A 21,630-nucleotide genomic window follows, 5' to 3' on the forward strand; every position below is an offset into this window, starting at 1 on the left:
CAATTCAAGAAACCTTGATTAAGTCAATAACCACCCTGTTCAAAACCCTCAGGTCATGCTAAAAACAATGAAGCAATGATCTAGCTGCTTGATAAAGAAGGGAAAAATATGACGAAGTCGGAGCTGATCGAACGTATTGTCACCCATCAAGGGCTGCTCTCATCCAAGGATGTCGAGCTGGCCATCAAGACTATGCTTGAACAGATGTCTCAGTGCCTGGCGACTGGGGATCGCATCGAGATCCGTGGCTTTGGCAGCTTTTCCTTGCACTACCGTGCGCCGCGGGTAGGGCGCAACCCCAAGACCGGCCAGTCGGTCAGTCTCGATGGCAAGTTCGTGCCGCATTTCAAGCCGGGTAAAGAGCTGCGCGACCGCGTCAATGAAGATGAGCAGAATGAACATGCCGGCTAATCATCGCCGGGGAGCGAGTTATGCGTAATCTCAAGCGCGCCTTGGTGGTGCTGTTCATTCTGGCATTGGCGACGCTGGTGCTGTTTTTTGTGCTGGAAAACCAACAGGTCGTTGCCTTGGTCATGTTCGGCTGGTCCGCGCCGGCATTGCCGTTGTCTGTTGTTGTGCTAGCCGCGCTGTTGCTAGGTTTGGTGGTTGGTCCATTAATGGGTGTTTACGTCGGGCTCCGTGCCAAGGGGCGGGCGCGTCGCATCAGCGGCTAATCTGTATTCTTCGGGTAAATCGTCTGCGCTGATATGTAGAAGTCACCTACAGCCGCTGACCTCATGTGTCAGGTGGCAGTACCGTGGATTTGTGGGGTAATGGCGCTCCATAAAACAACCATGGAGCGGGCTCGCATGACATACCCTGCCATCACCCATCATGGCGCCTTCGTCGGCGTTACTGGCTCTTGTCACCAGCTGCATCTTAATGCTGTCAGTAGCCTGCTCATCGATTGTGGGCTTTTCCAGGGCGAGGACACCGGTCGATCTCCGGGGCCGGCCATCGACTTCCCGATAAGCGGGATTGAAGCGCTACTGGTTACCCACATCCATCTGGACCATGTCGGTCGCATTCCCGGGCTGTTGGCAGCCGGATTCAAGGGGCCGATCATCTGCAGTCAGCCTTCTGCCAGGCTGCTGCCGTTGGTGCTCGAAGATGCCTTGCGGCTGGGCGTCACGCAAGAAAAAGCCACGATAGAGCGCTATATAGAGCTCGTCGAGCTGCAAGTCGTAGCGCTACCGTACGAGCAGTGGTACGAAGTGCTCTGCAGCGACGCGCTGACCTGCCGCATTCGCCTGCAGCGAGCGGGTCATGTGCTGGGGTCGGCTTATGTCGAATGCGATATTCACTACCTCCCCAGCGGTACCCGTAAGCGAGTGGTTTTTTCTGGCGATCTTGGTGCGAGCCATACCCCGTTGTTGCGTCCGCCGGTGTCGCCCGGGCGCGCAGACATCCTTGTCCTGGAAAGCACCTATGGTGATCGCCTGCACGATCAACGCAGCAACCGCCAGCAGCGGCTTGAGCGGATGATCGACCAGGCATTGGCCGACCATGGCACTTTGCTGATACCTGCGTTCAGCGCGGGGCGTACCCAGGAATTGCTGTATGAGATCGAGGACATTCTTCACCGCAAGGCGCTGGGCACAAGCGCGCCGCGCTCGGCAGAAGGGCTGCCAGTTGATTGGCCGCAGTTGCCGGTCATACTCGATTCGCCGTTGGCCAGCCGTTTCACCCAGGCCTACCGCGAGCTGAGTGACTTCTGGAATGACGAGGCGCGCCGGCGCCTGGAGGAGGGTAGACGTCCACTGCGCTTTCGTCAGTTGATCTCGATTGACAGCCATGATCAGCACGTCAAAACCGTCAACTACCTGGCCAGTACCGGCAGGCCGGCGATTGTCATATCGGGCAGTGGCATGTGTACCGGTGGGCGTATCGTTAACTACCTCAAGGCTATGCTCGGCGACCCGCGCCACCAACTGCTGTTTGTCGGCTATCAAGCCACGGGTACGCCGGGCGCAGTGATCCAGGCCAGTGAAGGTGCGCAAGGATTTGTCGCGCTGGATCTGGACGGTGAGATGTATGAGATCAAGGCCAGGGTGGCGACCTTGGGTGGGTACTCGGCGCACGCAGATCAGCAGGGGTTGGTGGAGTTTGTGAGCGGGATGCGGGAGTGGCCTGAGAAGATAGTGCTTGTGCATGGCGAGAGGCGCGCCAAGGCAGCGTTGGCGCAAGCGCTGCAGAGACGCTATGACGAAGAGGGTCGGGTGCTTTTGGTAGAAATGCCTGGATGAAGGCTCGATGCGATTAAGTGGTGATCGGGTGTTCTGGTCGATTGCCGTGCCATTGAATAACACCAGGGATTGAAAGTGGCTTGCCTGGAAGAGATTGCTTACAATCACGGATTGATTACCGCGAAGCGGTTGCACGCTCAAGTTGGTGTTCTGTACAAGGCCGGTTGCGCCCGGTGCCTGCAAAAGTTGCTGGACTTGAGCTCCCACTGAATTGAGTATTTCATCCTTTCGAGCAGTAGCGTTCAGTTGGGGCAAGCAGAAAAGACATGCCAGTAAAACATCCCAAGATTGCGGTTTTGCTGGCTGCTTATAATGGCATGCAGTGGATCGAGGAGCAGTTGACCTCTATTCTCGGTCAGTCAGCAGTCGATGTATCCGTCTATATCAGTATTGATCCTTCCACTGACGGCACAGAAGCCTGGTGCGTGGCTTATGCGGCTGAACATCCCGGGGTTGTTGTGCTGCCGGCCGCTGGCCGCTTTGGCGGTGCTTCGCGTAATTTCTTCAGACTGATCCGCGATGTTGACTTCGACGGATACGATTTCATCGCCTTTGCCGATCAGGATGATGTCTGGCACTCGGACAAACTGCAGCGTGCAACCCGAACGCTTCAGACCCTTCACATGGATGCCTACTCCAGTAACGTCACAGCCTTCTGGCCAGACGGTAGAACCCATCTGTTGGACAAGGCGCAACCCCAGGTTGCCTGGGATTTCCTGTTCGAAGCAGCCGGCCCCGGCTGTACTTACGTGCTAAGCAAAAAACTGGCGGACTCGCTGAAGGCGTCGATGCTTGCCAACTGGCAGACACTGCAAGGCGTCAGCCTGCATGACTGGTACTGCTATGCCTTTGCCCGTAGCCACGGCTACCGTTGGTTCATCGATCTCGTGCCGTCCATGGATTATCGCCAGCATGAGCGTAATCAGTTCGGTGCCAACACCGGATTGAGTCCATTGATAGCTCGCTACAAAACCATTCATGACGGTTGGTGGTTCAATCAGGTGCAGCTGATAGCTCGTCTGGTGGGGCAGGGTGTCGACCCGTTCGTGAAGACCTGGGTGCAGTTGCGACGTTGGCAACTGCTTCGGCTGTCCTTCAGCGCCTGGCAATGTCGGCGCCGGGTGCGCGACAAGGTATTTTTCTTTTTTGTTTGCTGGGCCACTGCCTTGACAGGGAATAAGGCTGAATGAAAGCCCCGGCGGTGCGGTAACCATTGGTCGCTGCATATAGGCCGCCGTTTAATTGCCCGTCAGCGAGCCAGCTAGTCAGCCAGGTTGCAGGTGCTGTTGCCATGAAAAGAGTTATGATTTATGGTACTTTTGCGCGAAAGTGAGCAGAATGTTGCGGGCCTTGCGCCTGACGGCGACAGTTCGTCCAAGTCTACTTTGTTGGGATGACGCGCCTGTCCTAAGCTAGGGGAAATTTTTCGTGTCCGTATGCACTCCAGTCCACCTCTCTGCTGCCGATCTCGATGGCAAGTCGCCACATTCTTCTATCAAAAGCCCGCATGTTGCGATACTGATGTGTAGTTACAATGGTGAGCGCTTCTTGACCGGGCAAATCGACTCAATTGAGCGGCAAACCCATCGTAACTGGAGTCTGGTAGTTTCTGATGATGGGTCTCAAGATGGGACAATAAAGATTTTACAGGCATACATGGATAGTTGGGGCCCAGAGCGCCTTAAGATTGTTCAAGGGCCAAAGCGAGGCTTTGTTAAAAACTTCCTTTCTCTGACCTGTCGCACAGATATAGATGCGGAATTTTTTTCTTGGGCAGACCAGGACGATATCTGGTCCGAAGATAAGCTACAGGTGGCGCTAACTTGGTTGCAGACCATACCCCAGCATGTTCCTGCACTTTATTGCGGTCGCACCAAGCTGATAGATGAGTCAGGTACGCCTATTGGATCCTCTCCAAGGTTTCGCTTGCCACCGTGTTTTTCAAATGCCCTGGTCCAAAATATCGGTGGTGGTAACACCATGGTTTTTAACAAGGCTGCACGTGATCTTATACAAGAAGCCGGTGGCAATCTTGATGTTCCAGCCCACGATTGGTGGGCTTATCAGCTGATTTCAGGTGCGGGCGGAAAAATCTACTACGATCCATTGCCCAAAGTTCTTTATCGTCAGCATGCTGAGAATCTGATTGGCAGTAACTCCGGCTGGTCCGCCCGCTTGCGGCGTTTACGCATGGCTTTAAATGGTCGCTTTTATGAGTGGAATACTCAAAATATACAAGCGCTTGAAACCATGCAACACCGTCTTAGCATAGATGGTCAAACGACCTTAGATCACTTCAAGGCTGCGCGGAATAAAAAGCTATTTCAAAGGGTCTCAGGAGTCCTGCGCGCTGGTGTTTATCGGCAAACCCTGTTTGGAAATCTGGGGCTAATCCTGGCGACTTTAATTAAAAAGATTTAGGGCGACAGCAAAAAAAACTGAGTGGAGCGCCAGAATTGCGCTGGTGGGTCATTTATGGGAGAATTGTCATTTTTTTAGTACAAAGAGTATTGCTTGGCGCACGTCCGATGACGCTGGCTAGATTTTATTTTGGTCAGAAGCACCAAATGTCTAAGCAAGAACAAAAAAACGAGCCCTCAGGCGCCACCGCTTGCGGGGTGCACCATTTCATAGGTTCATCGTTATTAGCAGCAGCGGAGTGTGTTGCATGACCCAGTCGTCAATTTCATCTGGTCACACTCCAGTGCCCGTCAATCCTCATGCGGCTCTGCCAACTTCTTTAGTATCGCTGGCAAAGAGTATATGGAATAACCATCAACTAATCTTTCAGATGACCAAGCGTGAAGTAGTGGGGCGCTACAAAGGCTCCGCAATGGGGTTGGCTTGGTCTTTTTTCAACCCGGTCTTCATGTTGGTTGTGTACACTTTTGTATTTTCGGTTATTTTCAAATCCCGCTGGGGTGTTGGGGCCGAAGACAGCAAGACGCAATTTGCCGTAGTCCTGTTTGCTGGCATGATTGTTAATAATTTGTTTTCTGAAGTATTGAACCGTGCGCCAGGGTTGATTCTATCAAATGCGAATTATGTAAAAAAGGTGGTGTTTCCGTTGGAAGTGCTCCCTGTGATCACTATGGGCGGGGCGCTATTCCATGCTTTTGCTAGCTTAGTGGTCTTGCTGGTGGCGTTTACCATCTTTAATGGATATTTACATTGGACAGCGGTTTTTTTACCGTTGATTATTTTGCCTTTGGTTATTATGACTCTCGGCATAGCCTGGGTTCTCGCCTCGTTGGGTATTTTCCTGCGCGATGTAGGGCAAACTATCGGTATTGTTACAACGGTAATGATGTTTCTGGCTCCGGTTTTTTATCCTATTACGGCCATACCTGAAGGGTTGCGTCCTTGGCTTATGCTTAATCCGCTTACGTTAATTATAGAGCAAGCGCGAGAAGTCCTGATATGGGGGCGGATGCCAAATTGGCTGTACTTAGGGGTTTACACCTTAGTTGCATTAATCGTGGCCTGGATTGGGTACGCCTGGTTCCAAAAAACAAGAAAGGGCTTTGCTGATGTCCTCTGACACTAGCATTATTAGCGTAAATAATATTAGTAAGCGTTATGAAATATATGACGCCCCTCGTGATCGTCTGAAACAGTTTGTTTTGCCTCGATTGCACAATTTGGTTGGCGGTGAGCCGAAACAATATTTTAATGAGTTTTGGGCGCTGAGAGATGTTTCTTTTGATGTAAAAAAGGGCGAGTCGGTAGGTATTGTAGGTCGTAACGGTAGTGGCAAAAGCACGCTCCTGCAAATTATTACTGGTACGCTTTCTCCAACATCTGGAGTTGTAACCACACAGGGGCGCATTGCAGCGTTGCTGGAGCTGGGTTCTGGATTCAATCCGGACTTTTCCGGTAGAGAGAACGTGTACCTGAACGGCGCGCTACTAGGATTTACTAAAGAACAGATTGATAATAAGTTTGATGCTATTGCATCTTTTGCAGACATTGGTCGATATATTGATCAGCCTGTAAAAACATACTCCAGTGGTATGATGCTAAGGCTTGCGTTTGCTGTACAAGTTCAGGTTGAACCTGAAATACTTATTGTGGACGAAGCGTTGGCGGTTGGCGACGCACTGTTTCAGAAGCGTTGCTTTCAGCGTATTGAGAAGATGGTTTCTGACGGCACGACAGTGTTATTTGTCTCCCATGACCAAGAAAGCATTAGAACCCTGACAAGTCGAGCGTTGCTTTTGAATAAAGGCAGAGCTGCTTCTTGGGGGCTGTCTTCAGAGGTGGTGCTTGAATATCGTCGACTGCTTCACGAAGAGGAAGCAGCTTACTTTTCCAGTCTCACTAAAGACATGGCCGAGCGGGCACAGCTTTCGAAAGAGAGTACGTTGCCAAGTACCGTAGAGAATGTAGTCGATGAATCACCTGCTTCTGACGTGGGCGGTGTAGAGGCAAAAACCGTTACCACAAGATCCGATCGCCTTTCTTTCGGTGATGGAGAGGTGAAAATCATTCAGGTGGAAGTCCTGGATGATGAAGGTGATTCATGTTCGGTGTATTATCCGGGAGATCGGCTGCGCATCAGGGTTACCTGTGAGTCCAGAGCGGATATTGATAGGTTGAACATTGCTGTGCGCCTTAGAAATAAAGAAGGGGTAAAGGTATACTCCTGGGGAACACTTAACCAAGATATGGGTGTTCGCGCTGGTAATGGTGACGAACCCATTTTTTGGGCGCAACAGTTCAAAGCGGGCGATCGGTTTCAGGTAATGCTTGAATGTGACTGTAATCTAGGGGTTAACCTTTACGAGGTTCAGGCCTCCGCTTCTTTTGAGGAAACCCCAGACTACTTGTCTCAGCGCATGTTGCACTGGGTCGATGAGGCGGCTTTTTTTCATGTGGCGATGAAACGAGATGAATATTTCTTCGGTGGCGTGGTCGATTTGAGGATGAGTGCAGCATGGTAAATTCTTTCTCATCCGTGGGTACACAAGCGGATAGCTCAACGCGAAACGGGCAGCCTTCTGCCACCAATGCACAGGTCGATGCGTTAAATCGCGAAATCGGCCTGGTTGCTAGTCAGGTCGTCACGACTTGTGGCATGGGGCGGGTGCTGGACATTGGTTCGGGTGATGGTGGCTTGGTTGCGTCTCTCTTGACGTTCGGAGTAGATGCCTATGGTCTCGATGCCTCTGAGCTTAATGTCTCGCGCGGTAATCAACGCGCAGCTAACCGATTTACTCAAGGCTCTGTACTGTCCCTCCCCTTCGAGGACGAGTCTTTTGATACTGTCGTGTCTACAAACTTTATTGAAGATTTGGCGCCAGAAGATGTAGCTGCAGCGCTAAAAGAAATCTATCGTGTTTCCCGTCGCGCAGTGTTTTTTAAAATAGCGACTAATAAAAAATTAGATGCTAGCCAGAACTCGATAGTTCAGGGGCGTGCCTGGTGGGAAACGAAGTGCTTCGAGGCCGGTTTTCGTAAACACCCAGCGTATTACAAAGTTAATACCTATGAGTCCTTGAATGTAGACAATGGGCAAATTCGAATTCTACTCGAAAAGATACCAGCGTTTGCAGCTTTAAAATATCCGCTTAGCGCGCTTGAAGAAGAGCGTGGCTTGCACATGGATATGACAAGGGATTCCGGTGAACGCTCGGATGCACATATCATTCGATATCAGTGGGCGTGCCAGTATATAAAGCCAGGTGACCGGGTATTAGACGCGGCCTGTGGGCTTGGCTATGGAAGCCATGTAATAAGCAATCTTACACGTGCATCCAAGATGGTTGGAATCGATGGAAGCGACTACGCCATTGAGTACGCCAGGCATAATTTTGCTAAAGATGATGGTCGAGTAGAATATAATGTTGGAATGTTGCCGGAATTCTTGGCCAACTATCCAGATGGTTCATTTGATGCAATCATTTCTTTTGAAACACTTGAACACGTAGAGTCACCCAAAGCGCTATTGTCGGAGTTTGATCGCCTACTTGCACCAGGCGGTCGAGTAATTGTTAGCGTACCGAATGATTGGAGTGATGAGACTGGGGAAGACCCTAACCCCTTTCATTTTCACGTTTATGACTGGTCACGGTTAAAGTCAGAGCTTTCTACTCATTTCATTCTTGAAAATGCGTATGCGCAGACAGCCAGCCAATGCAAAGTCAGGGAGAAAGGTAATACCTGGGAGGTGCGCCCGCGTTCGCTTCATTCTGTCCAATGGGGCGAAAACTCCCCAGTAGACTGCGAATGGTGGCTGATGACGGCCATGAAGTCTCCCCTTACTTCTAAAGCTCCTTATGTTGAACGGATGTTTGCTAATCTTTCAACCACGGATCACCCATCTATTCGTTATGCGCAGTACTTCAGCAATCCATGGCTGATGCATTCCATGGTTAATTCTGAATATAGATTGAAAGATTCAGCTGCCTTGGACGGGCTGGCCGTTGAAGTTATGCGTTTGTATCCTTCCACGTCTAATGACTATAAGGCTGCTTTGTGTGTCCGCGCATACTGCGCGCTTCAGTTTGGCGATCATGACCTTAGAAAGCTATTGATAGACGCGATTGACACAGTCGTCAGCTTAGAACCTTCCAATCCAATGGATCTTCGCTGGATAGTCTCTCTATTGTATGTGAAGGCTAAAATTCACGAAGCTTCTGGCGAGTTGTCAAAGGCTAAAGACGCGTTTCTTAAGTGTAGCCGCATTGACGTGCGTGAGTTTGGTGTTCATCTTGCCACCAAAACGATAGAAGCCGCGTACCTTGCGGGAAGACTCGCCTATACGCTTGGCGATAGCTCCGAGGCAAAAGAATATTGGCAGTCTGGTGTCAGGCTCGGTACGGGCTTGCTTAGCGCCAGTCTTGACGATGTTTTAGTTAATGTAGATTTCCCTAATCTATTTAACCATGGCGATGGCGCTCGTGAGTACTCCGTTGCGTGGGATAATATTGCGCGTTGTGCGAATGGTATCCATTTGCTTAATCTTGCTGCGCCAATTGATTATTCAACCTTGAATAATTGCCATCAGGCTGAGTATTCCGGCGTTACTGCAGATTTGATTGCTACTCGAAAAGTATTGGTGGAGCGCACTGAGATGTTGCAGGCGTTTGCTGCCAAGTTTGATCAGGCTCGACGGGAGCTGGTTGAGCGTACTGACGAGCTTGTTCAAGTACGGGAAACAGTGATTGAGCGTACTGAGGAGCTTGTCCAGACCCGGCAGGCGTTGAGCGAACGTACCGGAATGTTGGAGCGCGCGATTAGTGACTTGAATCTTGCTACCCAGGAAAGGGAGTCGGGCTCACAGAGTTCACAGGGCTCTTCGGCTCTGCCGGTCTCGTGGTTCAAGAGAATGTTTTCCAGAAAAACTAAATAACCTATTTTAAGTAATGTTTATGTGGCGCTCATTGAACATGCGCTCATAAATGAAAGTTTATGAATTTACGGACGGAGCATGTTATGAATAAGCAGGATAAAATTTTGGTAACAGGTGCGAGAGGCTTGGTAGGCTCCGCTCTTGTCGAGCACCTTAAAAGTGAAGGTTATGTAAATGTAATTGAGGTTGGTCGCCAGGAGTGTGACCTGGTTAACGCGGAGTCAACCAGAGCTTTTTTTGAAAAAGTCAGACCAGATTATGTTTTTCATGCCGCTGCCCGCGTTTATGGAATCATGGGCAATATGCAAAACAAGGCATTGTCATTTTATGATAACGTCATGATCAATACGAACGTGGTGGACGCCTCCCAAAAAGTGGGTGTTAAAAAGATCACGGTTATGGGGACTGGCGCAGTTTATCCTTTCCCGTCTCCAGGTCTTCCGCTGCGCGAGGATATGATTTTCCTTGGTGTGCCTCACCCTGCTGAAGACTCTTACGGTCATGCCAAGCGTGCGATGCTGGCGATGCTTCGTGCTTACGAAGAAAGCTATGGTTTAGAGTGGGCTTATGTGGTTTCGTGCAACCTTTTTGGTCCGCGTGACAAGTTCGACACAGAGTTCGGCCATGTAGTGCCTTCGCTGATTAAAAAGTTTTACGACGCAAAACAAAAAGGCGAGAAGGTCGTTGTTTGGGGAGATGGCTCCGCACAACGAGACTTCATGTATGTTAAGGACACCGCGCGTGTTGGCCTGGCCATCATGAACGATATTTCAGGCGCGTCCAACATCGGCAGTGGCGTAGTCTATAAAATTCGCGACATCGTTGACATGATCACCGAAATTTCGGGTATGCAAGGCCAGGTTGTCTGGGACTCGGAAAAACCGAACGGTCAGGACTACCGGGCTTATGACCTGACGAATATCAAGTCAATAGGTTTTGAATGTAAGTACACTATCCGTCAAGGACTAGAGGAAACCTGGGCTTGGTATTCTGAGCAGGCGGCGGAGATGCAGGAATGATGGAGCGTGTATCGCCCAGGATTCTTCTGATTTCTCAATGGCCGAATGTTAAGAACGGCGAGTATGAGCTCATTGAGAAAATCAAGCAAACGGCCTACGTAATAGCAGTAGTCGATTACTTTGGTTTCAATGTTGATACTGGCGAATGCTTGAATCAGGCGTCACTTTCTCGTGACTTTGATTTTGCAATTTCATTTCATTACGACACACCCAAGTTTTTGAATATTCCGACCTTTCTTTGGGTCGCGAATCCCCTGGAGTTCATGCACCTTCGAGGTGACTATTCTTCAGTACTTATGCACCATCTTCGTGCATATGACGAGTATCTGTATAACGGCTCGGATACGTTAAAGGGGCACATTCGAAATGTTGTCGGTAGTGAGTGGAAGGACTCTGGTCTGGAGATGTTCCCCTCATTCTCGAATAAGGTAATGATCCCACCAAAGTCGCTTGATAGTCTGACGGCCGCGACGGCACAGAAGGTTTTCTACTGTGGTGTGAACTGGGAGCGTGGCATTGATCGCGCGGGACGTGCTCAAGGTCTGCTGGATATCCTCCAAAAGAAGGATGCTGCTGACTTTTACGGACCGGAAAAACTCGAGGGTATCAGTTCGTGGGAAGGGTTTACATCTTATAAAGGTGAAATCCCTTTCGATGGCGTGAGCATGGCTCGGGTAATGCAAGATTACGGTGCAGTGCTGGCTGTTTCCTCGCCCGCACATATCAAATCCAGGACGTCGTCAAGCCGCGTATTTGAGGGGCTCGCAGCTGGGGTTCCTGTTATTTCTGATGAAAACGCACATGTAAAGAAACTCTTTGGTGACCTGGTATACTATTTCCGTGGGGATACTGAAGAAGAGCGTGCGCAATCTATTCTGGATGCACTGCAGCGTATCAATCAGAATCCGGCTGAGGCGCGTGAGCGTGTTCTGCAAGCTCAACTATTGTTAGCACAACGTTACTGCTTCGAACCTTGCTTCGAAGCTGCAATGGAATATGTTGAACAAAGTAGAAAAGCGCTTAGTCTGGATGAGGCTACGCCAGCTGCTCGCATTGATGTCTTTCTAATTCAGCATGATCCAGATCCTTCGCAGCTCGTTGGCGGTCAGTCTTTCGAGAATGCGGCTCATGTACTAGAAGCCGCAGGTTACGCCGCCAAAAAGTTTGGGTTCGAAGTTAATATTACTTGTGTCGGTGAGTCACTAACCTCTTTCCCGGAAAATAAACTGCCGCAGGGTGTCAGTTGGCATCAATGCCAACCACAGGAACTGACAGATTTTCCTTGGGATGGCCTTCGTCTTGGCGAAAAGGTGGGACTACTTGCGCAAAGAAATAAAGGTGATTTCGCAACGTTCCTGACGCAGTTTGATTTCCCACACTACGACAGCTTTGCCAAAGCACTGGAATGGTTTATTGCGGACCCTTCCACCCGTAAGAGAGGGCTGCACGTCGGCGGATTCTTTGTCAACGATCTAGCGCAGAAGGCGCCGCAGGGCACTCTGGGGATATTGCGTAATAATACTTCTGTAAGTATGTATCGGTGGAGTCAGAATAGCCTGGCAGAACACCAGATGGGCTCGCTATTCTTTAGTAAAGACGCCCTTGAATTACTGGATTCTGAATCTGTCAGTCGTTTTGATGCCATTTTGCCTGTGAGCGTTATTGCTGCCGCGGTTGCTAGTAACGCTTCAATTTGCCGTTCGCGGCATATATTGATGCGAGTGCAATATGGGCATTTCCATCGTCATTATGAAGCTTATCGAAAGGCCACTGAACGAGGTTTTTGGGCACAGCATTATGATTTGGTCACCAACTATAATCATGAACTGAATGCTCTCTATGATATTCACCATGAGTCAGTTGCTGCGCGTGAAATAGCAGACCAGGTGTCGGGCCGCTCGCTTTCTCCTGCTCCGGTAGTTGATCCAGCGGTTCATGTGGTCAACCAGTTCATCAGCCGTCTGCGTCCAATATATCGTACGTTTAGGGATACGAAGCGTACTATCATGTTTTGGAGGCGTTGATGAAAAATCGATTTGCTTACCTCGACGTTTTAAGAATCATAGCTGTCGTATTGGTTATGTACGGTCATTATGTTTCGGTTGGGGGAGGTGCGACTGTAATTCCGGGGATTATTAACGCTGATTTCCCGTTGCCGTTGATTGATAGCACTAGCTGGTCGATGTGGAAGTTTGAAATCTTCTTGATTGAGGCGTTTTCAACTCAAACAGCAATTCTAGGTGTAACGTTATTTTTTATCATCACTGGCTACTTGATGCCTATGATGTTGGAGCGTTATACGCGGCGTGGCTTTTTGATAAACCGGTTCTTCAGAATATTTCCGGTTCTGCTTGTTGCGCTAGTCGTTATCGGGGTGTTCGCCTGGGCGTCTCAAGGTATTGTATTTAATGCGTCTAGTTATTTTGCTAGCTTGACGCTTACTTACTTGATTTTTGGCGTGGTTCCGGTAGCTGGTGTTCTTTGGACATTGTTTATCGAAGTAGCGTTTTATATTTTCTCAGCGGTAATAGGTAGATTTTCAGTCTACAAGCTTTATGCTTTTCAGATTCTGTTGCTTGTGTTGATTATTTGCAGTGTCAAGTGGCCAAATTATTACTATTTGACGGTGGTCGCTAGTCAGTTTAAGTATATGCTTATGATTTGCATGGGGTCTGCTATATATTTGGCTGAGAGAGAAGAATGCTGGTATCGGCGAGTTTCTCTGGTTTTAGGGGCGTTGGTGTTGACTTATCTCGGGTTTCAGTATTTCCGAGTGGGTCACGAGGATATTAGTACCTATAATAACTTTGGTACGCAGTTGTTGGCGCTAAGTTTGTTTTTGTTTTTTTATCTGATATCAAAGCTCGGCTACTGCAACCGCTCTGTATCCTTACTGGCAGACCTGGTCTATCCAATCTATTTGCTTCATACCGCTCTCGGTTTGGGGACGATGGCGTTGGTGCGAGGCGTGACGACGAATCCTTATATCCTTTTGGTGTCTGCGATTCTAGTCACTGTTATAGCGTCGTGGTTATTACATAAGTTTGTTGAGGTGCCAAGCATTTCTGCGGGTCGACGTTTTGCGGTGCGGCCGGTATCGGTAACGCAACCCGTATCAGTATCGCAACCATGAGTAAAAGCAATTTACTTGTGAGCTTTTATGCTCCTAGCAGAGGGCACGCAGGTGGATTGCGCTTACTTGATCTCTATCGTGAGCTTCGCGTACTTTCACCGCAGCGTAAGTTTGTCTTGGTGACGGTTGATCGAGGTGTTGACGATTGGGGGGTTGAAGCTTCCGCAGAGATTTTTGACGAGATACATCGAATACCGCCCGAGAAGTTCAATGCTGATTATATATTGAGCATAGATTTTATAAATGCTGAATTTGATTTCATTGACCTTCAGTATCACCAGTGCGGTGTGTTGATTAATAGTTTTAAAAAGGCCTGGCCTAATGCAACCGTCGCTTTCAGCCCGATGGAGTCGATGCTCAGATCCTTTCGTTCAATGCTGACAGAAGGGCCGATTGCGGCCTTGCAACTAAAAGAGATGGCGGCCAATTTATGGCACTGTTTCCAGGAAGTCTGTTATGTAAGGGCGTCACATAGAGTCATCACTGTGTCGGATCCTGACCGGGATGTGATTACATGGTTCAAACCCAGAGACAAGGTCTTCTGTGTCCCAACGGGTTTATCGGCAACCGAATTCCCTGACGAGAACCTGGCCCAGCCTGTGGGCGGCAGCTCCACAGTTGTATTTTTTGCCTTTTTTGGCTCAAAAACAAACCGTGAGGGGCTCATATGGTATTGTCAGAATGTGCACCCATTAGTAAGAATTCAGGTTCCGGGCTATAGCGTTCGAGTTGTGGGGCGCGGCCTGGAGCCGGAATTGATGGAACTGTGTGCTTGCGATGGGGTCGAATTTCTCGGAGAGGTCAATTCTATTTCAGATGGCTTGAATGGGGCGGATGTCGGTATTGCACCTGCGCTTGGAGGTGCAGGGGTCCGAGGGAAAATTCATCAATACTCGACCATCGGGATTCCATGTGTTGCTTCACCGCTTGCTTGTGAGGGGCTTGACTATCGCCATGGTGAAAGTATTTTAGTGGCAGGTAACGCCTCAGCTTTTGCGAGTGCTTGCGCCAGGCTTCTAAAAGAACCTGCATTGCGCCATCAGATCGGTAGTCGTGCGAGGGAGGTGTGCCATGAACAATACAGTTGGCCATCCATGAGGCAGCACATTGCATCGGCATACAATGTTTGAAGAAATTATGACTGACTAGCGGATTGCGTAGTTCAGCGTAGTTGGATCTTAACACGGACTTAGAAAGTAGAGAGAAATGAACAAAAAAATCCTGATTACCGGCATTACTGGTCAAGTTGGATCGCAGTTAGCTGATTATGTATTGGCCAATACCGATTATGATGTGGTCGGGATGATGCGTTGGCAGGAGCCGATGGATAATCTGTACCATCTGACCACTCGTATCAACAATAAAGATCGTATCAGCCTCTATTATGCTGATCTCAATGATTCCGCATCGCTGTCAAGAATGCTGCGTGATGTAAGACCAGAGTTGATCTCTCACCTGGCGGCACAATCGTATCCCAAAACATCTTTTAATATTCCGATTGAAACGCTTCAGACCAATATCATCGGTACCGCAAACCTGCTTGAAAACATTCGGCAGTTGAAAGAGCAGGACGGTTACAACCCTGTTGTACATGTATGTTCTTCGAGCGAAGTGTACGGGAAAGCGAAGCCTGGTGTCCCGTTGGCTGAAGACACTGCTTTTCATGGTGCTAGCCCGTACAGTATCAGCAAGATCGGTACGGATTACCTGGGGCAGTTTTACGGGGAAGCCTACGGGTTACGCACCTTCGTTACCCGAATGGGCACCCATTCCGGTCCACGACGCAGTGATGTGTTCTTCGAAAGTACTGTTGCAAAGCAGATCGCTTTGATCGAAGCAGGGCACCAAGCGCCTGTTATTAAAGTTGGAAACCTGTCTAGCACACGGACCTTCCAAGATACTCGTGATGCCGTAAGAGCCTACTTTTTGCTTCTTGAGGCGAGCGAAAAAGACAAGATTCGCTGTGGTGAGTACTTTAACATTGCAGGCGAAGAAGTTTTCAAACTGCCTGAGGTTATCGAACTGCTCATTAGCATGAGTACTCGTAACGATATCAAGGTTGAGACTGATCAAGATCGACTGCGTCCAATTGATGCCGATTATCAAATGTTTGATAACACCAAAATCAGGGCGGCAATTGACTGGAAACCTGAAATTACAGCTCGCCAAATGTTTAGCGATTTGCTTGATCATTGGAGAGACGAAATTTCGAAAGGCAAGATTCCGCTGAATCGATAAGATCCATTATATTTTATGAACGTTTTTAACTGATTCAGAGTTGAGCCTATGATAATTAGAGCGCGAGCCCCATTGCGGCTGGGTTTAGCAGGTGGTGGCACAGATGTTTCTCCTTACTGTGATGTTCACGGTGGATATGTTCTGAATGCTACTATCGATCGCTATGCGTATGCTGTAATCAAGACGCTTGACGAGCCAGTTGTCCGGTTTAAGGCCACGGATCAGCAGACGGAGAAAGTCACTGCCATTGATGAGCCGCTGAAGCTCAACGGCCACCTTGATCTGCACAAGGCCGTTTACAATTATATGGTTCAGCACTACAACGGTGGTAAGGCCATTCCCATGGAACTTAGCACCTTTTGTGATGCTCCGGCTGGGTCGGGTTTAGGATCCTCTTCCACCTTGGTGGTCGTTATGATCCGAGCTTTTGCGGAGCTGCTAAATTTACCACTTGACGACTATGCTATTGCTCAACTGGCTTATAAGCTCGAGCGTGTCGATTGTGGTTTACAAGGTGGCAGGCAAGATCAGTATTCTGCCACATTCGGCGGTTTCAACTTCATGGAGTTTTATGCGGACGAGCGGACTATTATCAATCCGCTGCGCATAAAAAACTGGGTAATTTGTGAGCTTGAAGCGTCGCTGGTGTTGTTCTTCACGGGTGTTTCGCGTGAGTCTGCCAAAATTATTGCTGACCAGAGCGCTAACGTTAACTCCGGTTCCTTCGATGCCTTGAATGCAATGCATGGCATTAAGAAAGAAGCGCTGGTAATGAAAGAATGCCTGTTGCGAGGCGATTTCAAGGGCGTTGTGGACTCGATGCTGTTGGGTTGGGAAAACAAGAAGCGCTCGGCTAAGACAGTGTCAAACCCCCATATTGACCAGATCTATGACGCTGCAATCAACGCCGGTGCATTGGCTGGAAAGGTTTCTGGCGCTGGTGGCGGTGGATTTATGCTTTTCTTCGTACCGACCGAAAAGCGCATGGACGTTATTCGAGTCTTGAATGGTTTTGAAGGGCAAGTTAGCAATTGTCACTTTACCAAGCACGGAACTCAAGCTTGGCGAATCTGCTAAGTTAACGCTAATTTAAATTGCCTAGAATGGAATATCTAATGCGAAACTATATTGCTGAAAAAATAGAAGAAGCCCAGCAGGTCATGCACGCTATGTTAGCGGATGGCCCATTGCAGGCTAAACTAGAGAAGTCTGCTGAAGCCTGTATAGAGTCACTTCGCGCGGGCGGAAAAATTCTCCTTGCCGGTAACGGTGGTAGTGCCGCCGATGCTCAGCATATCGCTGGAGAGTTTGTCAGTCGTTTTGCATTTGATCGTCCAGGACTACCCGCAATTGCGTTAACTACGGATACTTCTATTCTTACTGCCATCGGCAATGATTATGGCTATGAGAAATTGTTTGCTCGACAAGTGCAAGCTCTTGGAAACAAGGGCGACGTATTTATCGGCTACTCAACTTCGGGTAAGTCCCCCAATGTGCTTTTAGCATTTGAGGAGGCACGTGCTCGCGGGCTTCTGTGTATTGGCCTGACGGGTAACCGCGGTGGGCCTATGCACGATCTATGTGACTACGTTCTGGACGTGCCAAGCGCAGACACTCCTAAGATCCAGGAAGGGCATCTGGTGCTTGGGCACATTCTGTGCGGGCTGGTGGAGAACGCCATTTTCAAGGCGGGTAATTGATGGAAGCGATTGTATTGGCGGGAGGATTTGGTACACGCCTTCGTCAAGTGGTACCGGATTTGCCGAAGCCCATGGCACCTATTGCCGGACGACCATTTCTAGAGATTCTATTGACGGCTTTGGCCCGAAAGGGCTTTACCCGTGTTGTGCTTTCTCTGGGTTTTATGTCTGAAAAGATCATTGGTCATTTCGGCGATAGCTATGCCGGAATTGAATTGGTCTATGAGGTTGAATCTCAACCTTTGGGCACTGGCGGAGCGATTCGGGCGTCACTATCTCGCTGCTTGGCTGATCATGTCTTTATTTTCAATGGCGATACCTACCTGGATATCGAGGCTGATGAAATAGATCGACTGTGGCAAGCCCGGCGTAACCCGATAATAGTGGTGCGTGAAGTTCCCGATGCTTCGCGCTTTGGTCGGGTGGAAATGCGAGATGGTCAGATTCATAGCTTTCTTGAGAAAGGCATGCCTGGCCCCGGCTTGATAAACGCTGGTTGCTACGTACTACCTGTAGATGTTTTGAATGACTTTTCTCTAGGACAGCCTTTTTCTCTAGAAACGGAGTTTTTCTCTACATATCTACAGCGCTTGCCATTCGATGGCTATGTGACGAAGGGGCGTTTTATCGATATCGGGGTTCCTGATGATTATGAACTTGCGCAAACTGAATTAGCTGGGTTGTGATGATGGCTAAGACACGTGCTCTATTTCTAGATCGGGACGGCGTTATCAATCACGACGCAGGGTATACGTCCAGCAAAGAAAACTTTCATTTCATCGATGGTATTTTCGATCTTTGTCGTGCGGCTCGGCAATCAGGCTATTTGCTGATTGTGGTAACTAACCAAGCGGGTATTGGTCGCGGCTATTATACGGAGCAAGACTTTTTATTGCTGTCGGACTGGATGTGCAAACGGTTCGAGGAAGAAGGTGCGCCGATAACTGAAGTTTTCTATTGCCCCTACCATCCTGAGCATGGTGTTGGTCACTATAAGATGGACTCGGTTGATCGTAAACCGAATCCTGGGCTGTTGTTGAAGGCTTCAGAAAAGTACGATTTGGATATGCTCGGCTCTCTAATGATTGGTGACAAAGCTTCGGATATGGAAGCTGCCTTACGATCCGGGGTTGGTACGAGATGTCATTATCGTTTGAGCGACGATGAAGAGAGTGTTTCCGACGCTGCAACGCATCACATACTTTCGTTGAGAGATTGTATTGCGTTGTTGAAAGATCAAGCTGCTATATAGCTGAAACGTTACACTTTGTTCGATATGGCCGTGAGCCGAGCGCAAGAGCTTTAATTGCGCCGGTTCGCGGTTTTTTGCAATCGCGGTTGCAGGCATCAAATGCTGCACTGTTTATTGTTTCTTGCCTTTTAACCTTCTAAAGTCTTGCCCGGCTTTCACCAGCGCTTGGTCTGCAGCAATAGGCGGATTCCACCCCAGAAGAGTTCGTGCCTTGCTTGAGTCAATAAGCAGAGACCCGCATAGTTGTTGAAAGGCAGTTTGCATGCCAAGTAAGTTTGCGCCAAAAAATATTAATCCAGGCGGTACGGGTAGAAGCTTGGCTTCCCGGTTTAAACCCTTTGATATTTGCTTTATTATCTGTGGCGTCGAAAAATCCATACCGTCAGAAATTAAAAATGTCTCATTGCCAGCTGCAGGGTGCTCAATGCATAGCGAAATAAAGTCGACGAGGTTTTCTAACGCTATCATGCTGCGAGAGTTTTTAACTGAGCCGAAGGGAAGCGGTAGTCCTGTGTCGATAATTTTTATCAAACGATGAAAGTTTCCAGGTGCATGCCCGGCATAGACAAGTGGAGGGCGAATAATTGTCAGCTCCATTGTAGAGCCTTCTACAAGCGCTTTGAGGCTCAATTCGGCCTCCCATTTAGATATTGCGTAATCCTGCTGCGGTGCAGCTTCCGAAAGCTCACTGAATGGCGTTTCGTTAGTGCTTGATCCATTAACCCCAATCGAGCTAATAAAAATAAAGCGCTTTGCACCAGCGCGCAGTGCTTGTTCCGCAAGTTTTAGCGTGTTGCTTACGTTGTCGGCTCGGTAAAGATCGAGTGGGTTTTCAGAGGTCTCTTTTAAAATGTGAGCGCGGCCTGCCAGGTGAATGACAGTGTCAACCCCCTCGAGTTGGATGTTGCCTGTGTCTGATTTTTCTTCTTTTAATGCTGTTCTTTCTTTTTTCTCGGGTGCGCCGGCTTTTTGGGGGCGGCTTAGCGTCGTTATTCTTAGATTCTTTTTAGATATCAGATTTTTCAGTAGTGACTGCCCAATAAAACCTGTTGCGCCTGTGATTAATACGTTGATCGGTGGCGTCAATTTAGTTTCTCCGGGGTCCAGGGGAAGATTGGCATTGTCGCATTGAATCGGGTTGCTATCGTTGATTAAGGCCTGATTTAGGTGGCGTAATCAATGTGGAAGTTGAGCAGGGTTGTCAATAGCGTGCCGTAGCTCACCCTGCTGAGCGAGAGGCTGGCCACATCGTCCGCTGTACCATGGATACGATGAGCAACGTAGGTTGTGCAAATTGACGCAAGTAGGTAGTTTCATCAAGTGCTTTCCATGGCTAGCTCAGGGTGAACCCATTCTGCAATAAGCGGACGCATAGCACGGTGTATAGTCGGTCAGGTGTTAACCGCCGCTTGCCTTTGGTAGTGCATCGACTGTTCAATCTTGGCCATGAATCGCTCTCGCTGGGTCTTCTTGTGCTTGTCAACATGCATGACGTCGGAAAAGTCATCTATCTCGACGAGGGGTTCAGACGAGCGGTGGCGGCTGATTTTACGCGAGAGGCAAGCTGGGTCGGAGCCTTTTTAGCTGTGGTTGAGTGTGTAATGAATTTTTGGGCGGAATCACATAAAACATGGAATACGGGTTGCTTGCTCTCGTTATTTTTACAATTTCTTTTGTTCTAACGGCTGTTTTACGACGCTATGCGCTCGCAAACAGCCTGATGGATATCCCCAACGCTCGCAGCTCTCACTCGCAGGCGACTCCTCGGGGGGGAGGGGTAGCGATTGTAATCGCTTTCTTGCTCGCTCTTGGGGTCCTTTGGATTGAAGACGCTTCTCGCTCGATGTATGCAGGAGCAATCGGGGCCGGAGCCCTCATTGCGTTGATTGGCTTTATGGATGACCACGGGCACATTGCCGCACGTTGGCGCTTGTTGGGTCATTTTTTAGCCGCTGCCTGGGTGTTGTTCTGGATAGGTGGATTACCGCCGATTTCTTTTTGGGGCACGCCGATAGATCTGGGGTGGCTCGGGCACTTCCTCGCGCTTTTCTATCTGGTCTGGATGCTCAACCTCTACAACTTCATGGACGGTATCGACGGTATCGCCAGTGTCGAAGCAATTTGTGCCTGTCTGGGGGGCGCCTTGCTTTATTGGCTCACCGGAAATGGGGAGCTGGCCTGGGCGCCAATCTTGCTGGCTTGTGCAGTGGCGGGTTTTTTGTTTTGGAACTTTCCTCCCGCCAGGATTTTTATGGGAGACGCGGGCAGCGGATTTCTTGGAATAATCCTTGGCGTGCTCTCACTGCAGGCGGCATGGGTTGACGCTTCGCTGTTGTGGGGATGGCTCATTCTGATGGGGGTGTTTGTGGTCGATGCGACTTTTACATTGATTCGCCGCTTATTACGGGGTGACAAGGTGTATGAAGCCCACCGCAGCCATGCTTATCAATTCGCTTCGCGTCGTTATGGCAGGCATCTCCCGGTTACCCTTGCTGTGGGGGGGATCAACCTGTTTTGGTTACTGCCGATGGCAATTGCTGTTGTGTATTACGGGCTGGAGGGAATACTGGGGGTGATTGTGGCATATGTGCCACTGTTGGTTTTGGCTGTCAGCTTTCATGCTGGGGAGCTGGAAGCCCGCTGAGTGAACTATATGCGGTACCGCAGCCTAACTATTTCACTGACGGC

At 49.3% G+C, this 21,630-nt stretch carries 19 protein-coding genes and 1 pseudogene; 19 read left to right on the forward strand and 1 reads right to left on the reverse strand.

What is annotated here, in order from left to right:
* Positions 1 to 108: 108 nt before the first annotated feature.
* The 18 genes and pseudogenes from ihfB to ACVI9W_RS19260 all read left to right on the forward strand — a co-directional run bounded on the left by ihfB (position 109) and on the right by ACVI9W_RS19260 (position 18,942).
* Positions 109 to 411 carry an integration host factor subunit beta gene (ihfB, locus tag ACVI9W_RS19175; protein WP_461530838.1) on the forward strand — a complete coding sequence of 101 codons (303 nt, stop codon included), beginning with the start codon at positions 109 to 111 and terminating at the stop codon, positions 409 to 411.
* A 20-nt stretch (positions 412 to 431) separates the two neighbouring features.
* Positions 432 to 674 carry a lipopolysaccharide assembly protein LapA domain-containing protein gene (locus ACVI9W_RS19180; RefSeq protein WP_461530839.1) on the forward strand — a complete coding sequence of 81 codons (243 nt, stop codon included), beginning with the start codon at positions 432 to 434 and terminating at the stop codon, positions 672 to 674.
* Positions 675 to 809: 135 nt separating this feature from the next.
* The gene (locus tag ACVI9W_RS19185; protein ID WP_461530840.1) at positions 810 to 2,246 is read left to right on the forward strand and encodes an MBL fold metallo-hydrolase RNA specificity domain-containing protein; all 1,437 of its coding nucleotides are present in this window, start codon (positions 810 to 812) and stop codon (positions 2,244 to 2,246) included.
* 63 nt (positions 2,247 to 2,309) lie between these two features.
* Positions 2,310 to 2,456, forward strand: a pseudogene (locus ACVI9W_RS19190) (glucose-1-phosphate thymidylyltransferase); the annotation flags it as partial.
* Positions 2,457 to 2,512: 56 nt separating this feature from the next.
* Positions 2,513 to 3,436, forward strand: a complete 924-nt coding sequence (locus ACVI9W_RS19195) for a glycosyltransferase (protein ID WP_461530841.1) — start codon at positions 2,513 to 2,515, stop codon at positions 3,434 to 3,436.
* Between the two features lie 238 nt (positions 3,437 to 3,674).
* The gene (locus ACVI9W_RS19200) at positions 3,675 to 4,667 is read left to right on the forward strand and encodes a glycosyltransferase family 2 protein (protein ID WP_461530842.1); all 993 of its coding nucleotides are present in this window, start codon (positions 3,675 to 3,677) and stop codon (positions 4,665 to 4,667) included.
* A 247-nt stretch (positions 4,668 to 4,914) separates the two neighbouring features.
* Positions 4,915 to 5,787 carry an ABC transporter permease gene (locus ACVI9W_RS19205; protein WP_461530843.1) on the forward strand — a complete coding sequence of 291 codons (873 nt, stop codon included), beginning with the start codon at positions 4,915 to 4,917 and terminating at the stop codon, positions 5,785 to 5,787.
* Positions 5,777 to 7,189 (forward strand): ABC transporter ATP-binding protein, encoded by a 1,413-nt coding sequence (locus ACVI9W_RS19210; RefSeq protein ID WP_461530844.1) that lies wholly within the window; start codon positions 5,777 to 5,779, stop codon positions 7,187 to 7,189. Before ACVI9W_RS19205 ends, ACVI9W_RS19210 begins: the two co-directional genes overlap by 11 nt.
* Positions 7,183 to 9,600, forward strand: a complete 2,418-nt coding sequence (locus tag ACVI9W_RS19215) for a methyltransferase domain-containing protein (RefSeq protein ID WP_461530845.1) — start codon at positions 7,183 to 7,185, stop codon at positions 9,598 to 9,600. The genes ACVI9W_RS19210 and ACVI9W_RS19215 overlap by 7 nt, the downstream gene beginning before the upstream one ends.
* 83 nt (positions 9,601 to 9,683) lie before the next feature.
* Positions 9,684 to 10,619, forward strand: coding sequence for a GDP-L-fucose synthase family protein (locus ACVI9W_RS19220; RefSeq protein ID WP_461530846.1), 936 nt, complete (start codon positions 9,684 to 9,686; stop codon positions 10,617 to 10,619).
* Complete coding sequence (locus ACVI9W_RS19225) at positions 10,616 to 12,643, forward strand: glycosyltransferase family protein (RefSeq protein ID WP_461530847.1); 2,028 nt, start codon at positions 10,616 to 10,618, stop codon at positions 12,641 to 12,643. The genes ACVI9W_RS19220 and ACVI9W_RS19225 overlap by 4 nt, the downstream gene beginning before the upstream one ends.
* Complete coding sequence (locus tag ACVI9W_RS19230; RefSeq protein WP_461530848.1) at positions 12,643 to 13,752, forward strand: acyltransferase family protein; 1,110 nt, start codon at positions 12,643 to 12,645, stop codon at positions 13,750 to 13,752. Before ACVI9W_RS19225 ends, ACVI9W_RS19230 begins: the two co-directional genes overlap by 1 nt.
* Positions 13,749 to 14,882 (forward strand): glycosyltransferase family 4 protein, encoded by a 1,134-nt coding sequence (locus tag ACVI9W_RS19235; protein WP_461530849.1) that lies wholly within the window; start codon positions 13,749 to 13,751, stop codon positions 14,880 to 14,882. The genes ACVI9W_RS19230 and ACVI9W_RS19235 overlap by 4 nt, the downstream gene beginning before the upstream one ends.
* A 76-nt stretch (positions 14,883 to 14,958) precedes the next feature.
* Entirely contained in the window at positions 14,959 to 15,990 is a 1,032-nt protein-coding gene (locus ACVI9W_RS19240; protein WP_461530850.1) for a GDP-mannose 4,6-dehydratase, read from the forward strand.
* 72 nt (positions 15,991 to 16,062) lie between these two features.
* Positions 16,063 to 17,067, forward strand: coding sequence for a GHMP family kinase ATP-binding protein (locus ACVI9W_RS19245; protein WP_461530851.1), 1,005 nt, complete (start codon positions 16,063 to 16,065; stop codon positions 17,065 to 17,067).
* Positions 17,068 to 17,105: 38 nt separating this feature from the next.
* Positions 17,106 to 17,690 (forward strand): D-sedoheptulose 7-phosphate isomerase, encoded by a 585-nt coding sequence (locus ACVI9W_RS19250; RefSeq protein WP_461530852.1) that lies wholly within the window; start codon positions 17,106 to 17,108, stop codon positions 17,688 to 17,690.
* Positions 17,690 to 18,376, forward strand: coding sequence for a nucleotidyltransferase family protein (locus ACVI9W_RS19255; protein ID WP_461530853.1), 687 nt, complete (start codon positions 17,690 to 17,692; stop codon positions 18,374 to 18,376). Before ACVI9W_RS19250 ends, ACVI9W_RS19255 begins: the two co-directional genes overlap by 1 nt.
* A 2-nt stretch (positions 18,377 to 18,378) precedes the next feature.
* Complete coding sequence (locus tag ACVI9W_RS19260) at positions 18,379 to 18,942, forward strand: D-glycero-alpha-D-manno-heptose-1,7-bisphosphate 7-phosphatase (protein WP_461530854.1); 564 nt, start codon at positions 18,379 to 18,381, stop codon at positions 18,940 to 18,942.
* 111 nt (positions 18,943 to 19,053) lie between these two features.
* Here the strand turns inward: ACVI9W_RS19260 and ACVI9W_RS19265 are convergent, their stop codons facing one another.
* The gene (locus tag ACVI9W_RS19265) at positions 19,054 to 20,028 is read right to left on the reverse strand and encodes an NAD-dependent epimerase/dehydratase family protein (protein WP_461530855.1); all 975 of its coding nucleotides are present in this window, start codon (positions 20,026 to 20,028) and stop codon (positions 19,054 to 19,056) included.
* Positions 20,029 to 20,572: 544 nt separating this feature from the next.
* Here ACVI9W_RS19265 and ACVI9W_RS19270 point away from each other — a divergent pair.
* Positions 20,573 to 21,586 (forward strand): MraY family glycosyltransferase, encoded by a 1,014-nt coding sequence (locus ACVI9W_RS19270; RefSeq protein ID WP_461530856.1) that lies wholly within the window; start codon positions 20,573 to 20,575, stop codon positions 21,584 to 21,586.
* The last annotated feature ends 44 nt before the right edge of the window (positions 21,587 to 21,630 follow it).

Source organism: Pseudomonas sp. 210_17 TE3656 (genome assembly GCF_054821965.1).

Coding starts and splice junctions, on each gene's coding strand:
- ACVI9W_RS19230 (WP_461530848.1), top strand. CDS start 12,643: ATGAAAAATCGATTTGCTTACCTCGACGTTTTAAGAATCATAGCTGTC.
- ACVI9W_RS19220 (WP_461530846.1), top strand. CDS start 9,684: ATGAATAAGCAGGATAAAATTTTGGTAACAGGTGCGAGAGGCTTGGTA.
- ACVI9W_RS19205 (WP_461530843.1), top strand. CDS start 4,915: ATGACCCAGTCGTCAATTTCATCTGGTCACACTCCAGTGCCCGTCAAT.
- ihfB (WP_461530838.1), top strand. CDS start 109: ATGACGAAGTCGGAGCTGATCGAACGTATTGTCACCCATCAAGGGCTG.
- ACVI9W_RS19185 (WP_461530840.1), top strand. CDS start 810: ATGACATACCCTGCCATCACCCATCATGGCGCCTTCGTCGGCGTTACT.
- ACVI9W_RS19195 (WP_461530841.1), top strand. CDS start 2,513: ATGCCAGTAAAACATCCCAAGATTGCGGTTTTGCTGGCTGCTTATAAT.
- ACVI9W_RS19270 (WP_461530856.1), top strand. CDS start 20,573: ATGGAATACGGGTTGCTTGCTCTCGTTATTTTTACAATTTCTTTTGTT.
- ACVI9W_RS19260 (WP_461530854.1), top strand. CDS start 18,379: ATGGCTAAGACACGTGCTCTATTTCTAGATCGGGACGGCGTTATCAAT.
- ACVI9W_RS19250 (WP_461530852.1), top strand. CDS start 17,106: ATGCGAAACTATATTGCTGAAAAAATAGAAGAAGCCCAGCAGGTCATG.
- ACVI9W_RS19255 (WP_461530853.1), top strand. CDS start 17,690: ATGGAAGCGATTGTATTGGCGGGAGGATTTGGTACACGCCTTCGTCAA.
- ACVI9W_RS19240 (WP_461530850.1), top strand. CDS start 14,959: ATGAACAAAAAAATCCTGATTACCGGCATTACTGGTCAAGTTGGATCG.
- ACVI9W_RS19180 (WP_461530839.1), top strand. CDS start 432: ATGCGTAATCTCAAGCGCGCCTTGGTGGTGCTGTTCATTCTGGCATTG.
- ACVI9W_RS19225 (WP_461530847.1), top strand. CDS start 10,616: ATGATGGAGCGTGTATCGCCCAGGATTCTTCTGATTTCTCAATGGCCG.
- ACVI9W_RS19235 (WP_461530849.1), top strand. CDS start 13,749: ATGAGTAAAAGCAATTTACTTGTGAGCTTTTATGCTCCTAGCAGAGGG.
- ACVI9W_RS19215 (WP_461530845.1), top strand. CDS start 7,183: ATGGTAAATTCTTTCTCATCCGTGGGTACACAAGCGGATAGCTCAACG.
- ACVI9W_RS19210 (WP_461530844.1), top strand. CDS start 5,777: ATGTCCTCTGACACTAGCATTATTAGCGTAAATAATATTAGTAAGCGT.